The 731-nt window shown below is 46.8% G+C and carries 1 protein-coding gene; it reads left to right on the top strand.

What is annotated here, in order from left to right; genetic code table 11:
- Window positions 1-662: DUF5672 family protein (locus ACTHUR_RS13880; RefSeq protein ID WP_440399124.1), on the top strand; the 662-nt coding region annotated here is incomplete at its 5' end.
- Window positions 663-731: the final 69 nt, after the last annotated feature.

The raw sequence follows: 731 nt of genomic DNA, 5'->3' as shown, positions 1-731 counted from the left end.
AATACAATCTGTTTGTTTTGTACCAACTGATGTATTACATCGAAACCGATTATTGTTTGATTGTTCAGAATGACGGCTGGGTGTTGAATGGTCAAAACTGGCAGGATGCCTATCGGGAATATGACTACATCGGCGCACCTTTGCCGATTTTGTTGGAAACAGAAGCCGACGGGCAGTTTTTCCTGAAGGGGACCGACCAATATTTGGCCAAACAGCATCTGATTCAGACTTCCCCGAATTTGGACGAGCCGCAGAACGGCGGTTTCAGCCTGCGCAGCAAGCGGCTTTTAACCATGCCTCGGCAACTGGGCCTAAATGTAGAAATCCGGCCGCCTTTGCCGCCGAAAGACGGAAAAATGGCCGGTATGGAATGGCTGGTGCGGCTGCACCACGAGGATATGTTTTTGACGGCGCAACACCGTTATAGATTGCAGGACTTGGGTCTGAAATTCGCGCCTCCGAATATTGCTACACAATTTTCTTCAGAAGTACCGTTTATCAATCGAATGAGGAATGTCCCTTTAGAGCACGTCTTTGGGGCGCACTGGATGGGCAATGTAGTCTTGACTGGCTGCAACCGTGTCCGTTTTGCCCAATTAAATGGTGATGAGTTGGAAACATTATCCCGTTTTTTTAGAAATTTGGGTTATGAATTAGAATAAATGAAGGCCGTCTGAAAGTTCAGACGGCCTTTTTTTAATGGTTGTTAATGTTGATGATGGTGGGCATGG

Source organism: Neisseria sp. P0021.S007, assembly GCF_051956855.1.
The sequence above is the reverse complement of the archived record's forward strand: the minus strand, read 5'-3'. Positions and strand labels throughout refer to the sequence as shown.